This window comes from Zoogloea sp. (assembly GCF_041904905.1).
Classification (GTDB): domain Bacteria; phylum Pseudomonadota; class Gammaproteobacteria; order Burkholderiales; family Rhodocyclaceae; genus Zoogloea.
Window position 1 is genome coordinate 1 of the sequence record NZ_JAYRMI010000098.1, and the last position, 11,519, is coordinate 11,519.

9 protein-coding genes and 1 pseudogene are annotated in these 11,519 nt (G+C 67.3%); 5 read left to right on the forward strand and 5 right to left on the reverse strand.

Annotation, left to right across the window (positions count from 1 at the left end; all coding sequences use genetic code 11):
• A pseudogene (locus ACE3N6_RS17995) lies at positions 1–90 on the forward strand (septum formation inhibitor Maf); the annotation flags it as partial.
• A complete protein-coding gene (locus ACE3N6_RS18000; protein ID WP_374247200.1) occupies positions 87–806 on the forward strand; it encodes an SAM-dependent methyltransferase in 720 nt (239 codons plus the stop codon). The pseudogene ACE3N6_RS17995 and the gene ACE3N6_RS18000, both read left to right, overlap by 4 nt.
• A 4-nt stretch (positions 807–810) precedes the next feature.
• On the opposite strand, the gene ACE3N6_RS18005 is transcribed toward ACE3N6_RS18000, so the two are convergent.
• Genes ACE3N6_RS18005 through ACE3N6_RS18015 form a run of 3 tightly spaced genes read right to left on the reverse strand, consistent with a single transcriptional unit; the run spans position 811 to position 2,745 of the window.
• Positions 811–1,155, reverse strand: coding sequence for a Rieske (2Fe-2S) protein (locus tag ACE3N6_RS18005; RefSeq protein ID WP_374247201.1), 345 nt, complete (start codon positions 1,153–1,155; stop codon positions 811–813).
• Positions 1,134–1,796 (reverse strand): HAD-IA family hydrolase, encoded by a 663-nt coding sequence (locus tag ACE3N6_RS18010; protein ID WP_374247202.1) that lies wholly within the window; start codon positions 1,794–1,796, stop codon positions 1,134–1,136. The genes ACE3N6_RS18005 and ACE3N6_RS18010 overlap by 22 nt, the downstream gene beginning before the upstream one ends.
• Complete coding sequence (locus ACE3N6_RS18015) at positions 1,789–2,745, reverse strand: RluA family pseudouridine synthase (protein WP_374247203.1); 957 nt, start codon at positions 2,743–2,745, stop codon at positions 1,789–1,791. The genes ACE3N6_RS18010 and ACE3N6_RS18015 overlap by 8 nt, the downstream gene beginning before the upstream one ends.
• A 685-nt stretch (positions 2,746–3,430) precedes the next feature.
• On the opposite strand from ACE3N6_RS18015, the gene ACE3N6_RS18020 reads away from it, so the two are divergent.
• Entirely contained in the window at positions 3,431–6,361 is a 2,931-nt protein-coding gene (locus tag ACE3N6_RS18020) for a ribonuclease E/G (protein WP_374247205.1), read from the forward strand.
• A 91-nt stretch (positions 6,362–6,452) separates the two neighbouring features.
• On the opposite strand, the gene ACE3N6_RS18025 is transcribed toward ACE3N6_RS18020, so the two are convergent.
• Complete coding sequence (locus ACE3N6_RS18025; protein WP_374247209.1) at positions 6,453–6,947, reverse strand: low molecular weight protein-tyrosine-phosphatase; 495 nt, start codon at positions 6,945–6,947, stop codon at positions 6,453–6,455.
• Between the two features lie 75 nt (positions 6,948–7,022).
• Positions 7,023–9,107, reverse strand: coding sequence for an excinuclease ABC subunit UvrB (uvrB, locus tag ACE3N6_RS18030; RefSeq protein WP_374247206.1), 2,085 nt, complete (start codon positions 9,105–9,107; stop codon positions 7,023–7,025).
• Positions 9,108–9,224: 117 nt separating this feature from the next.
• Here uvrB and ACE3N6_RS18035 point away from each other — a divergent pair, with 117 nt between their 5' ends.
• Positions 9,225–10,433 carry an amino acid aminotransferase gene (locus ACE3N6_RS18035; protein ID WP_374247207.1) on the forward strand — a complete coding sequence of 403 codons (1,209 nt, stop codon included), beginning with the start codon at positions 9,225–9,227 and terminating at the stop codon, positions 10,431–10,433.
• 328 nt (positions 10,434–10,761) lie between these two features.
• Positions 10,762–11,519: TerC/Alx family metal homeostasis membrane protein (locus ACE3N6_RS18040; protein ID WP_374247208.1), on the forward strand; the 758-nt coding region annotated here is incomplete at its 3' end.

Genomic DNA, 11,519 nt, shown 5'->3' on the forward strand with positions numbered 1-11,519 from the left:
CTCTCCGGCGACGACCCCAACGCCCTCGTCGGCCTGCCGCTGATCGCCCTGGCCCGGATGCTGCGCCGCGAAGGCGTCGCGCTGCCATGACGACCGCCGCCGGCGCGCTCTATCTGATCCCGGTCAGCCTGGGCGAAGCGCCGCTCGCCCTCACCACGCCGGCGGAAGTCGGTGCGCGGGCCTGCAGCCTCGATTACTTCGTCGTCGAGAACGCCAGGACCGCCCGCGCCGAACTCAAGCGCTTCGCGCACCCCAGGCCGCTACGGGATCTCGACATCCGCGAGCTACCGGAAAACCCCGGCCCGGCCGATCTCGACGCGCTCCTGGCGCCGATCCGCGCCGGCCGCGACTGCGGGCTGATGTCCGAAGCCGGCTGCCCTGCGGTGGCCGACCCGGGCGCCCTGCTGGTCCGCCGCGCCCACGAGGCGGGTGTCCGGGTGGTGCCGATGGTGGGGCCATCGTCGCTGCTGCTCGGCCTGATGGCTTCCGGCCTCAACGGCCAGAGCTTCGCCTTCCACGGCTACCTCCCCATCGACGAAGAAGCCCGCAAACGCCGCCTGCGCGAGCTTGAGGCCGAATCCGCCCGCGTCTCCCGCACCCAGCTGTTCATCGAGACGCCCTACCGCAACGACCGGATGTTCGAGGCGCTCAAGCAGGCCTGCGGGCCGGAGACCCGGCTGTGCGTCGCCCGCGACCTGACCACGGCGGATGAATGGATCGTCACCAAGCGGATCGCCGACTGGAAGAAATCGCCCACCCCGGAACTCGCCAAACGCCCCACCGTCTTCCTGCTCCTCGCCGACTGACCGCTCAGTCGGCCAGAAACACGCCGCCGTCGCGCTCCACCACCGGCAGGGGCTCCAGCCGGGCGCCCCGGCACGGCCCGGCAACGCAGGCGCCGCTCTCCGGCCGGTACAGGGCGCCGTGGGTAGCACAGATCAGATACAGGCCGTCGCCGTCGAAGAAGCGCCCCGGCTGCCAGTCCAGTTCCACCGCCACATGAGCGCAGCGGTTGATGTAGGCGTAGACCTGGCCGCGAAAGCGCACCGCAAAGGCCGCCACCTCCCGGCCGCCCCGCATCACCGCGAAGCGCACGCCGTCGCCGCCATCCACCAGATCGGCCGACGCGCAGATCACCCGTTGGCCTCCAGCCACGCCCGCAGCCCGTCGGGCGTGTCGATGCACGCCAGCGGCGACGCTGCCTGCAGCTGCTCGACCGGATGGGCACCAAAGCTCACCGCCAACCCATCCACGCCGGCGTTCTTCGCCATCAGCAGATCGTGGGTGGTGTCGCCGATCATCAGGCAGGCCTCGGCCACCACTTCCAGCTCGTCCATCAGCTCGAAAAGCATCGCCGGATGGGGCTTGGAGAAGCACTCGTCGGCGCAGCGGGTGGCGTGGAAATACTCGCCCAGGCCGGAAAAGCCCAGCGCCCGGTCCAGCCCCTTGCGGCTCTTGCCGGTGGCCACCGCCAGCAGATGGCCGCGGGCGTGCAGATCGGCGATCAGCGCCCGAGTGCCGTCGAACAGCGTCAGCTCGTGATCGCTGGACAGGTAATGGTGGCGATAGCGCTCGACCATCTTCGGGTAGTCGGCTTCGGGCAGCTCCGGCACCGCGTGGTGCAGCGCATCCTGCAGGCCGAGGCCGATCACATGGCGCGCCCGCGCATCCGACGGCGGCGGCAGGCCCAGATCGGCGCTGGCCGCCTGGATCGCCCGGACGATGGCGGCGGCCGAATCCATCAGCGTGCCATCCCAGTCGAAGACGATGAGTTCGTAACGTTGCGGTCTAGCCATATTCGCGCTCCCGGGTTTGTTCGACGACGGCGAGGAAGCCATCCAGTTCGGCAGGCAGCGGCGCCGCAAGTTCGATCGGCTGATCGGTGAGCGGATGGCGGAAGGCCAGCTTCGCCGCGTGCAGGAACATCCGCCCCAGCCCTTCCTTCTCGAGCCGTTTGTTGAGGGCGAAGTCGCCGTACTTGTCGTCGCCGCACAGCGGGAAGCCCGCGTGGGTGAGATGCACCCGGATCTGGTGGGTGCGCCCGGTCTTCAGCTCCACCTCCAGCAGGCTGTAGCCCTGCCAGCGCCGCACCAGCCGCACGATGCTGTGGGCCGGCTTGCCCTCGCGATTCACGCTCACCCGCCGCTCGCCGTTCTCAAGCAGATATTTGAGGAGCGGCTGCTTGATGTGCTGCTGGGCGTTCAGCCAGCGTCCGGCCACCAGCGTCAGGTAGCGCTTCTGCACCTTGCCGTCGCGCATCATGTCGTGGAGCACGGTGAGGGCGCTGCGCTTCTTGGCAACGATCAGCAGGCCCGAGGTCTCCCGGTCGAGGCGATGCACCAGCTCGAGGAACTTCGCCTCCGGCCGCTGACGCCGCAGCTGCTCGATGAGCCCGAAGCTCACCCCGCTGCCACCATGCACCGCCAGCCCGGCCGGCTTGTCCAGCACCAGCAGCGCGTCGTCCTCGTAGGCGATGTCGAAGGGCTTGCCCACCGGCACCGGCACCACGCTCTCCTTTTCGGCCAGACGGATCGGCGGGATGCGCACTTCGTCGCCGATCTGCACGCGATAGGTCTGATCCACCCGACGGCTGTTCACCCGCACCTCGCCACTTCGGAGGATGCGGTAGATGTGGCTCTTGGGCACGCCCTTGCAGACGCGCACCAGGAAGTTGTCGATGCGCTGACCGGCGCTCGCGTCGTCGACGCGCTCGTGGCGCACTGCGGGAGCTTTACTCAAGGCCATCTTTTTGAAATATACTGTTGAGCGGTTTTTTCGGTCCTGATGCGTCGCGCCGGCCAGACGCGTGTTGTCATGTGAATCAACACCGGCCCGCACCGCCCCAGAGCGACTCTGTGCAGAGGACTCCAAGCCGAGTTATCCGGCACCCTCACCGCTCCCGAAAAACCAAAGGAAGGTCCGTCGCCGGACAAAAAGAGGGCGATGGTACTTTATTCGACAATAAACTTGTACCAATTGCGCGTAGGCGCACACGCAGATTGACGGCCCTGAACCGGGGCCGCGAAGCACGCCCGGCCAGCCGGCCCGAGGTCGCAACGCTGAACGCCGTCGTACCCATCGTACGCACGCCGCTCCGGCCTTGCGAGACCAGGCGAAGCTGCAGGCACTCTTCGCAGCCTCCGGGGCGCAGTAACGCATCGTGCCGGACACACCGGCGCCCGTACCGAAGATCGGCAGCGCACTGAGAGTGCGTTGCGATCCGCAAGCCCGGGCCCGACGACTCCCGCCAGCGCGTTCCGGCGCCCTCAGCACCAGATGCGGTTCAGGGTGCGATAGACGAACCCCGCCACCCACTTTAGTTTGATTTCCCTTTGATGAAGGATCGGCTCGATCACGCCAAACTAAATCACCGCAACTGAGCGGTGGTGCGGTTCGTCCTGCCCGTGTGCCACGCGGGAGAAGAAGACGAATGAAGCGAATGCTCTTCAATGCAACGCAGGCCGAGGAACTCCGCGTTGCCATTGTCGATGGTCAGAAACTCATTGACCTCGACATCGAATCGGCCGCCAAGGAACAACGCAAGAGCAACATCTACAAAGCCGTCATCACGCGCATCGAGCCCAGCCTCGAAGCCGCGTTTGTCGACTACGGCGCCGAGCGCCACGGCTTCCTGCCGTTCAAGGAGATCTCCCGCGCCTACTTCCAGCCGGGCGTCGAAGCCAGCCGTGCGTCCATCAAGGAAGCCCTGAAGGAAGGCCAGGAGCTGATCGTCCAGGTCGAGAAGGACGAGCGTGGCAACAAGGGTGCCGCCCTCACCACCTTCGTCTCGCTGGCCGGCCGTTACCTTGTGCTGATGCCCAACAACCCCCGCGGCGGCGGCGTTTCGCGCCGTGTCGAGGGCGACGAGCGCGCCGAACTGCGCGACGTGATGGACCAGCTCGAAGTGCCCGGCGGCATGAGCCTGATCGCCCGCACCGCCGCCATCGGCCGCACCGCCGAAGAGCTGCAGTGGGACTTGAACTACCTCCTGCAGCTGTGGCGCGCCATCGACGGCGCCGCTCAGGCCCAGGAAGGCGCGTTCCTGATCTACCAGGAAGGCAGCCTCGTGATCCGCGCGATCCGCGACTACTTCCAGCCCGACATCGGCGAGATCCTGATCGACACCGACGACGTCTATGAGCAGGCGCGCCAGTTCATGGCCCACGTCATGCCGCAGAACGTGAACCGCGTGAAGCGCTACCACGACGACGTGCCGCTGTTCTCGCGCTTCCAGATCGAGCACCAGATCGAGTCGGCCTATTCCCGTCAGGTCAGCCTGCCCTCCGGCGGCGCCATCGTGATCGACCACACCGAAGCCCTGGTGTCCGTCGACGTGAACTCCGGCCGCGCCACCCGCGGTGCCGACATCGAGGAAACCGCGTTCAAGACCAACTGCGAAGCCGCCGACGAGGTGGCCCGCCAGCTGCGCCTGCGCGACCTGGGCGGCCTGATCGTCATCGACTTCATCGACATGGAGTCCCAGAAGAACCAGCGCGAGGTCGAGAACCGCCTGCGCGACGCCCTGCGTTACGACCGCGCCCGCGTCCAGACCGGCAAGATCAGCCGCTTCGGCCTGCTCGAGCTGTCCCGCCAGCGCCTTCGCCCGGCCCTCGCCGAGACCAGCTACATCCCCTGCCCGCGCTGTAACGGCACCGGCCACATCCGCAGCACCGAGTCGTCCGCGCTGCACATCCTGCGCATCCTCGAAGAAGAGGCCATGAAGGACAACACCGGCGCCCTGCACTGCCAGGTGCCGGTGGATGTCGCCACCTTCCTCCTCAACGAGAAGCGCGACGACATCGCCAAGATCGAGATCCGCCACAAGGTCAGCCTGGTGCTGATCCCCAACCGCCATCTCGAGACCCCGCAGCACGAGATCGTCCGCCTGCGCCACGACCAGCTCAACCAGGAAGACAGCGCGGTTCCGAGCTATCGCATGGCCATCAAGCCGGCCGACGAAACCTACACCCCACCGTCGGCCAACACCGACCGGCCGGCCCGCCAGGAAGCCGCCGTCAAGGGCATCACCCCCGACCAGCCCGCCCCGGTAGTCGAAGCCAAGGCCGACCCTGCGCCGACCCCGGCGCCCGTGCCCGAAAGCCAGCCCGGCCTGCTGGCCCGCATCTTCGCCTTCTTCCGAGGCGAAAAGCCCGCTCCCGCGCCGGCCCCGGCGGTCGCCCAGCCGGAACCCCAGCGCCGCGAATCCCGCGGTCGCAGCGAACGCAACGGTCGCCGGGACGGCGGCCGCGGCCGTCGCGACGGCCAGCGCGAAGAGCGTGGCGAGCGTGCCGAACGCGGCGAACGTACCGAGCGTACCGAACGCGAAGGTCGCGACAACACCCGCAACAACACCGCCCCCGAAACCCAGGCCGAGCCCCGCGAGAAGCCCCAGCGCCAGCGGGGCGAACGCCAGGAGCGCGGCGAGCGTCAGGAGCGTGGCGAGCGCCCCGAGCGCGAAGGCCGCACCGGCGAGCGTGGCGAACGGGGCGAGCGCGGTCGCAGCCGCCAGGCCGCCAAGCCCGCCGTCGAGGCTGAAGGCATCGTTGCCAGCGCCGAGCAGCTGACCGCGGTCGCCGCCGTCGCAGCACCGGAAGCCGCAGCACCGGCCGCCGCCGAAGGCGAAGCCGGCGCCGAGCGCAGCCGTCGCGGCCGCCGTGGCCGTCGTGGCGGTCGTCGCAACGAGGAAGGCACCAGCGTCGAAGCCGCCGCCCAGGGCGAACTGGAAATCGGCGATCAGGCCCAGCCCGCCGCCGAAGCCGTTCAGGCCGAAGCCGCACCTGCGGTGACCGAAGCCGCGCCGGCCGAAGCCACCGAGGCACCGGTCGCCGCCGCAGCGCCCGCCGTGGTCGAGGTCGCGCCGGCAGCCGAAGCCGCGCCGGTTGCCGAAGTGACCGACGCCGTCGTCGAAGCCGCACCGGCCGCAGTGGCCGTGGCCGAAGCCCCGGCAGCTGAAGCCGTCGTCGAAGCGGCCCAGCCGGCGATCGCCGAAGTGCAGGCCGAAGTCGCCCCGGCACCGGCTGCCGAAGCGGCCAGCCTGATCGAGCAGGTCGCCGCGGCCGCCCGTGAAGCGGAAACCACGCCCACGGTCGACGCACCGGCCGAAGCGGTCGCCGCACCGGCGCCTGCCGAAGCCGTCCCGGCGTCGGTCGAGGTGCTCGTCGCCGCCCCGGCACCCAACGCCCCGGCCGATCTGTCGGCAGCCCTGGAGGAAAGCGGGCTGGTGCTGATCGAGACCCGCTCCGACGCGGCCAAGTCCATCCAGGTGGAACAGGCCCCCGCCCAGCCCCTTGGCCGTCGCCGCCGCGCGCCGGCAGTGGTGGCGGACGAGCCGCTGGTTCAGGTGGAAACCGGGCCGAAGTAAGCCCGGCAGCACCCAGCAAAAAGGCCAACCCCGCGGGGTTGGCCTTTTTATTTGTAACTGCCGCGCCAGGCAGTACGGTTCGGCAGGCGGTTCAGACGGCCGACTGCCGGCGCCGCTCCACCTCGGGGCGGATCTCGTCGATCAGGCCTTGCACGGCGTCTTCGCACATGTCGAGCACCGCATCGAAGCCGGTGAGGCCGCCGTAATACGGGTCTGGCACGTCGTCCCGCCGGTGGCGCTGGGCGAAGCTCATGAACATGCGCACCTTGTGCTTGCAGCCCTCGGGGGCACGGTCGCGCAGGTAGTGGAAATGATCCCGATCCATCGCCAGCAGCAGGTCGAAATCGGCGTAATCCTTGGGCTGGACCTTGCGCGCGCGCAGCCGGGAAAGGTCGTAGCCGCGCCGCACGGCGGCGGTCTGGGTGCGGGGATCGGGTGCCTCGCCGGCGTGATAGCCTTGAATGCCCGCCGAATCGACGCCCACGGCGTCCTCCAACCCGGCCATCGCCAGCCAGCGACGCGCAACGCCCTCTGCTGTCGGCGACCGGCAGATATTGCCGGTGCAGACGAATAGTATTCTCATTATCGGTGTCCCTCCTACCGGTAATTTAAGCAGCCGGCGGGCGGAACGTACAAGAGCAAGCACCAATTTTCGAATCTCTCAGCCAGTGGCGTCCGGTGGGGAACCGCCGGACAGGTCGTGGGCATCGGCCCCGAATGCCTGCTGGCGCAACCGGAAGAGCTTGTCGCGGGCGGCCGCGGCTTTCTCGAATTCCAGGTTGCGGGCGTGTTCCTGCATTTCCTTCTCGAGCTGGCGGATGGTCTTCGCCAGTGCTTTCTCGTCGAGGGCGGCGTAGTCGCTCCGGGCTTCCCCGGCGGACATTGTGACAGCCTCCGATGACGCATCATAGACACCGTCGATGATGTCTTTGATGCGTTTTGTCACAGACTTGGGCGTAATCCCGTTCGCCTCGTTGAAGGCGATCTGCTTGGCGCGGCGGCGCTCCGTCTCGCCAATGGCGGCCTTCATCGAATCGGTGATCCGGTCGGCGTAGAGGATGGCGGTGCCGTGCAGGTGGCGGGCGGCGCGGCCGATGGTCTGGATCAGCGAGCGCTCGGAACGCAGGAAGCCCTCCTTGTCCGCGTCGAGGATCGCCACCAGCGACACCTCGGGGATGTCGAGGCCTTCCCGCAGCAGGTTGATGCCCACCAGCACGTCGAACTCGCCCAGGCGCAGGTCGCGGATGATCTCGACCCGCTCCACGGTGTCGATGTCGGAGTGCAGGTAGCGCACCCGGATGCCGTTCTCGGCCAGATATTCGGTGAGATCCTCGGCCAGCCGCTTGGTGAGCACGGTGACCAGCACCCGCTCGCCCACCGCCAGGCGCTTCTTGATCTCGCCCAGCAGGTCGTCCACCTGGGTGGACGCCGGCCGCACGACAATGATCGGGTCCACAAGGCCGGTGGGGCGCACCACCTGCTCCACCACCTGGCCCTGGTGCTCCTGCTCGTAGGCCGCCGGCGTGGCGGAGACGAACACCGTCTGGGGCAGCAGGCGCTCGAACTCCTCGAACTTGAGCGGCCGGTTGTCCAGCGCCGACGGCAGCCGGAAACCGTACTCGACGAGGTTCTCCTTGCGCGAGCGGTCGCCCTTGTACATCGCCCCCACCTGGCCGATGGACACGTGGGATTCGTCGATGAACATCAGGCCATCCGCCGGCAGGTAGTCGATCAGGGTGGGCGGCGCCGCGCCGGGCTCGCGGCCCGACAGATGACGCGAATAGTTCTCGATACCCTTGCAGAAACCCAGCTCGTTGAGCATCTCCAGATCGAAGCGGGTGCGCTGCTCGATGCGCTGGGCCTCGACCAGCTTGCCCTGCTTCTGGAAGACCTCGATGCGCTCGCGCAGTTCGTCCTTGATCGCCTCGATGGCCCGCAGCACGGTGGCCCGCGGCGTCACGTAGTGGCTGGACGGATACACCGTGAAACGGACGATCTTCTGCTTGAGGTGGCCGGTGAGCGGGTCGAACAGCGTGAGGTGCTCGATCTCGTCGTCGAACATCTCCACCCGCAGCGCGTGCTCGGCGTTCTCGGCCGGGAAGATGTCGATCACGTCGCCGCGCACCCGGAAGGTGCCGCGCTTGAAATCCACGTCCGCCCGGTCGTACTGCATCGCCACCAGCCGCTGCACCAGATCCCGGTGGGCCATCTGCTCGCCCTCGCGCAGGTGTAGCACCATCGCGTGGTAGTCGCCCGGATCGCCGATACCGTAGATGCACGACACCGACGCCACGATCACCACGTCGCGGCGCTCCATCAGGCTCTTGGTGGCCGACAGGCGCATCTGCTCGATGTGCTCGTTGATCGACGAATCCTTCTCGATGAACAGATCCCGCGACGGCACGTAGGCTTCGGGCTGGTAGTAGTCGTAGTAGCTCACGAAGTACTCCACCGCGTTCTCGGGAAAGAACTCGCGGAACTCCGAATACAGCTGCGCCGCCAGGGTCTTGTTGTGGGCCAGCACCAGCGCGGGCCGGCCGCAGCGGGCGATCACGTTGGCCATCGTGTAGGTCTTGCCGGAGCCCGTCACGCCCAGCAGCGTCTGGAACATCAGGCCGTCGCCGATGCCCTCGACGAGCTTGCGGATCGCCTCCGGCTGGTCGCCGCCGGGGGGAAAGGGCTGGTGGAGCCGGAACGGGCTGCCCTCGAAAACCACCACGCGCCCGCTACCTGATTGATCGGCCATGATAAAATTTCTGTCTTGAGTCAAACGGTGGCGCCCGCAAACCCCGCGGGCAACTCCGTATTATCACCCAGCGAGCGTCACAAAGCGCCCGCGCCCTTCGCCCCTTCTGGAGAACCCATGAGCTCTTCGATCTTTGCTGCAGTCGAACTGGCCCCCCGCGATCCGATCCTCGGCCTCAACGAAGCCTTCAACGCGGACACCCGCAGCACCAAGGTCAACCTCGGCGTTGGCGTCTACTTCGACGACAACGGCAAGATCCCCCTCCTCGGCGCCGTCAAGACCGCCGAGAAGGCCCGCCTCGAAGCCGCCCCGCCCCGTGGCTACCAGCCCATCGAAGGCCCGGCCGCTTACAACAACGCCGTACAGAACCTGCTGTTCGGCGCCGACAGCGCGCTGATCCGCGACGGCCGCGTCGTCACCGCCCAGGCCCTCGGGGGCACCGGCGCCCTGAAGATCGGCGGCGACCTGCTCAAGCGCGTCGTCCCCAACGCCACCGTCTACATCTCCGATCCGAGCTGGGAGAACCACCGCGCCCTGTTCGAAGCAGCCGGCTTCCCGGTCGAGAACTACCCCTACTACAACCCGGAAACCCGCGGCGCCAACGCCGAGGCCATGATCGCCAAGCTGAACAGCCTGCCTGCCGGCTCGATCATCGTGCTGCACGCCTGCTGCCACAACCCCACCGGCGCCGACCTCACCGAAGCCCAGTGGGCCGAAGTGGTCCAGGCCTGTGCCAACCGCGGCCTGGTGCCCTTCCTCGACATGGCCTACCAGGGCTTCGCCGACGGCATCGAGCCGGACGCCGTGGCGGTCAACCTGTTTGCCGCCTCCGGCCTGTCCTTCTTCGTGTCCAGCTCCTTCTCCAAGAGCTTCTCGCTCTATGGCGAGCGCGTCGGCGCCCTGTCCATCGTCACCCAAAGCAAGGACGAATCCACCCGCGTGCTGTCCCAGCTCAAGCGCGTGATCCGCACCAACTACTCCAACCCGCCGATCCACGGCGGCGCCATCGTCGCCGCGGTGCTGTCCACCCCCGCCCTGCGCGCCGAGTGGGAAGCCGAACTGGCCGGCATGCGTGACCGCATCCGCGCCATGCGCACCGGCCTCGTCGAGCAGCTGGCCGCCCGCAAGGTCGACCAGGACTTCTCCTTCGTCATCAAGCAGCGCGGCATGTTCTCCTACACTGGCCTCAGCGCCGCGCAGGTCGAGCGCATGAAGGACGAGTTCGGCATCTACGCCGTGGGCACCGGCCGCATCTGCCTGGCCGCCCTCAACAGCAAGAACCTCGATTACGTCGCCGACGCCATCGCCGCCGTCATCAAGGCCTGAGCTATATCGCTTCACCCGCCCCCGGTTCGCCGGGGGCGGCGTCGCATCAAGTAGTTGACCGTTTCACTTGGATACCTTAATCTCAATGTGTCCCAAGGGGGAGTAGCTCTTCCGCCGCGGCGTCGTCAATACGAAGGGATGCAGGCTGTCCCTTCCGGCGCTCCGGGTTGTCGTCATCGACGGCAGCGAGCAAGACCTTTGCCGCGATGGCGAAGGCACCTCTTTTCTGGATTCAACGGCCCTTCGTCCTCGCTGGACAAAGGGCCGTTCCGTTTTCTGCCCTGTGGCGTGGAACGGCGGATGCAATCCAGACCTGGAGACGTTTTTCATGGAATCAATCGGTACGTGGTGGATGTGGGCGGGCTTCTTCGGCCTTGTCCTGGTGATGCTGGCCATCGACCTGCTCGCCGTCGGCGGCGGGCGTCAGCATCGGGTTTCGTTCAAGGAGGCAGCTACCTGGTCGGGCATCTGGGTGGGCGTCACCCTGGCCTTCGCGGCGGCCCTGTGGTTCTGGCTCGACAGCAGCGCCGGGCGCGAGGTGGCCAACACCCGGGCGCTGGAGTTTCTCACCGGCTACCTCATCGAAAAATCCCTGGCCGTCGATAACGTCTTCGTGTGGCTGATGCTGTTCAGCTTCTTCGGCATTCCCCTCGAGCTGCAGAAGCGCGTGCTCACATTCGGCGTGCTCGGCGCCATCGTGCTGCGCACGATCATGATCTTCGCCGGCGCCTGGCTCATCACCCAGTTCCACTGGCTGCTTTACGTGTTCGGTGCTTTCCTGCTCGTCACCGGCGTCAAGATGTGGTGGTTCGCCGATGCCCAGCCGGATCTCGCCAACAACCCGGTGATCCGCTGGATACGCAATCACATGAAGGTCACCGACCGGCTCCACGGCGAGAACTTCTTCATCACCCGCAAGGAAGCTGGCAAGGCGGTGCGCTACGCGACGCCGCTGTTCCTGGTGCTGGTGATGGTGGAACTCTCCGACGTGATCTTCGCGGTCGATTCGATCCCGGCGATCTTCGCGATCACCACCGACCCCTTCATCGTGCTCACCTCCAACCTGTTCGCGATCCTGGGCCTGCG

What these genes read in the sequence shown, in the direction of transcription:
- ACE3N6_RS18015 (WP_374247203.1), bottom strand. Translation starts at nt 2,745, where the DNA reads ATGGCCTTGAGTAAAGCTCCCGCAGTGCGCCACGAGCGCGTCGACGAC.
- ACE3N6_RS18000 (WP_374247200.1), top strand. Translation starts at nt 87, where the DNA reads ATGACGACCGCCGCCGGCGCGCTCTATCTGATCCCGGTCAGCCTGGGC.
- ACE3N6_RS18035 (WP_374247207.1), top strand. Translation starts at nt 9,225, where the DNA reads ATGAGCTCTTCGATCTTTGCTGCAGTCGAACTGGCCCCCCGCGATCCG.
- ACE3N6_RS18020 (WP_374247205.1), top strand. Translation starts at nt 3,431, where the DNA reads ATGAAGCGAATGCTCTTCAATGCAACGCAGGCCGAGGAACTCCGCGTT.
- ACE3N6_RS18010 (WP_374247202.1), bottom strand. Translation starts at nt 1,796, where the DNA reads ATGGCTAGACCGCAACGTTACGAACTCATCGTCTTCGACTGGGATGGC.
- uvrB (WP_374247206.1), bottom strand. Translation starts at nt 9,107, where the DNA reads ATGGCCGATCAATCAGGTAGCGGGCGCGTGGTGGTTTTCGAGGGCAGC.